Annotated in this window: 3 protein-coding genes; all 3 read left to right on the forward strand. The window is 59.1% G+C overall.

Translation table 11 applies throughout. The features are described 5' to 3' along the window. Positions 1-1319, forward strand: a 1319-nt coding sequence (locus NW841_RS12615; protein ID WP_414386721.1) for an ABC1 kinase family protein, incomplete at its 5' end; no start/stop codon positions are given. A gap of 42 nt (positions 1320-1361) precedes the next feature. Beyond that, positions 1362-1736: a hypothetical protein gene (locus NW841_RS12620; protein ID WP_414386724.1), complete on the forward strand. Its 375-nt coding sequence runs from the start codon at positions 1362-1364 to the stop codon at positions 1734-1736. 169 nt (positions 1737-1905) lie between these two features. Beyond that, the gene (locus NW841_RS12625) at positions 1906-2229 is read left to right on the forward strand and encodes a YggT family protein (protein ID WP_414347543.1); all 324 of its coding nucleotides are present in this window, start codon (positions 1906-1908) and stop codon (positions 2227-2229) included. The last annotated feature ends 69 nt before the right edge of the window (positions 2230-2298 follow it).

Here is a 2298-nt window from a genome sequence, read left to right on the forward strand (position 1 = left end):
AAGCGCAACTGCACAGCGGCGAATGGGTGGCGGTCAAGGTGCAGCGGCCCCACCTGCGGGAGCGGCTGAGCCTAGATCTGTACCTCATCCGCTGGGCCTCCACCTGGCTGGGTCCTTGGCTGCCCCTGAACCTGGGCAACACCTTGACGGCGGTGGTGGATGAGTTTGGTTACAAGCTTTTTGAGGAGATCGACTACCTAAACGAAGGGCGAAACTGCGAGCGCTTTGCCGAATACTTTCGCGGCGATCCCGATGTGTATGTGCCGCGCATCTTTTGGGCCTACAGCACCCGCCGGGTGTTGACCCTGGAGTGGATCGACGGCATCAAGCTCACCGATGTGGAGCGGATTCGAGCCGCCAACTTAGAGGTCAAACAACTGGTGCGCATTGGCGTGGTGGCTGGCCTGAAGCAGTTGCTGGTATACGGCTTTTTCCACGCCGACCCCCATCCGGGCAACCTGTTTGCCCTCCCCGATGGCCGCCTGGCCTATATCGACTTCGGCATGATGGACCAGCTCACCGAAGAAATGAAGGAGTACCTGGTGGACGCGCTGGTTCACCTGGTGGATCGCGACTACAACGCCTTGATCGACGATTTTATTCATCTGGGCTTTTTACAGCCGGATGTCAACCGCCAAGAGCTGATCCCTGCCTTGGAGACAGTGCTGGCGGATGTGTTGAACCAGGAGGTGGGCAACTTCAACTTCAAAACCGCCACCGACCAGTTCTCCGATTTGATGTACCGCTACCCCTTTCAGGTGCCCTCCCACTTTGCGTTGGTAATCCGCTCTTTGGTTACTCAAGAAGGGGTGGCTCTTAGCCTCTATCCCCAGTTTCGCATTGTTGGCGTGGCCTATCCCTACGTGGCCAAGCGCCTGCTGACGGACGAGTCACCCCGCATTCGCCAGCGGCTGCTGCAAGTGCTGATTAAAGATGGCAAGTTCCGCTGGAACCGCCTGGAGAATTTGATCCAAATTGCCCGCAGCGATGGGGGGCTGGATTGGGTACCCACCGCCCGCATGGGTTTGCGCTACTTGATGTCGGAAGAGGCCCGCGAGCTGCGCCGCCAGTTGGTGCTTTCGCTCACGGAAGATGACCGCCTTCACTTTGAGGAGCTACAGCGGCTGTGGCATGTGGTCAGCCCCGACTTGTCTCCAGCTCACCTCTGGCAGGCGGCACTGGGATCCCTGCCCGGCGATCTGCAACACGCTTTGGGCGAGTTGAGGGAACAGATGCAAGCCCACCTGGAGCGGCTCAGCCACTGGCGACTTCCCCAGCCCTGGCCGAATTTGCTGGCGGGAGTGGGACAGGAAAGGTAGAACAGAAGAAGATAGCTTAAGTTTGGTGAGCTGGACAAAAGCGTGACAGATCAGAAAGGTGACTTCATTGCCGGTGTGGTAGCCGGCGCTGTGTTGGGCGGGATCATCGGCGGGGTGATCGCCTTTGTGCTGGCCCCCCGACTGAGCAAGGGATCCGCCGAAGGCCAGCGCCGCGATTCCGACCGTCTCAACGGCACCTCTGTCCCTCCTGAGCGGCCGCGCCTCCGAGTCTCGGGTGAGCCGGCTGTGCCCAGCTCCAGCAACTGGAGGGAGTGGGAACAGGAAACAGAGCGGATTGCCCAGGCCCGCCGCACCCTCGAAGCCAAGATTGCCGAGTTGAACGAGGCGATCCAGGCCACCCGCGCACAACTGCTTGTCAAAGAGATATCTTCTAGCGCTATCGAGGAAAAGCCTTAAGCAGGGGATCCCTGTCCATGCCAAACTAGAGGCGGCACTGGCTTTCTCCCCTGAGGGGTGCCAGTGTTCTCGTCTCTCGGCTGAGTTGCTCTCCTGGATCAGGTCTGCCTCTGCCGACAGCGCTTAAGTTGAGATGAGTTGAAGAGTCGTTCCCTCGCTGTTTCTAACCATGATGCTCAGCCCTTTGTTGCTCCCTTGGACAGACGGCCTCTCTCTGGGGCTGGTCTACGGCAGTGCCGCGTCTTTGCTGTTTCGCTCCCTTTACCAGTTCATCGTCATTTACAATGCCCTGCTGATTGTGCGGATTTTGCTGAGCTGGTTCCCGCAACTGAACTGGTCGAACCCCATCCTGTCGGTGCTCAGCCAGCTCACGGATCCCTATCTCAACCTCTTCCGCGGCATCATTCCCCCCATCGGTGGCTTGGACTTTTCCCCCTGGTTGGCCTTTATTTTGCTGAGTTTTGCCATGCAGGTGGTGGGTCAGTTTGCCTAGTTGCGGGATCACCCTGCAGATCCCCGGCGCTGCCCACTACTGGCTGCTCAATGCCCAAGTTCCCGTCTC

Origin of the sequence: Synechococcus sp. H60.3 (assembly GCF_047462295.1) — a bacterium.
GTDB lineage: Bacteria > Cyanobacteriota > Cyanobacteriia > Thermostichales > Thermostichaceae > Thermostichus.

Excerpts from the sequence above, each read along its gene's own strand:
- NW841_RS12625 (WP_414347543.1), top strand. The coding sequence starts at position 1,906 with ATGATGCTCAGCCCTTTGTTGCTCCCTTGGACAGACGGCCTCTCTCTG.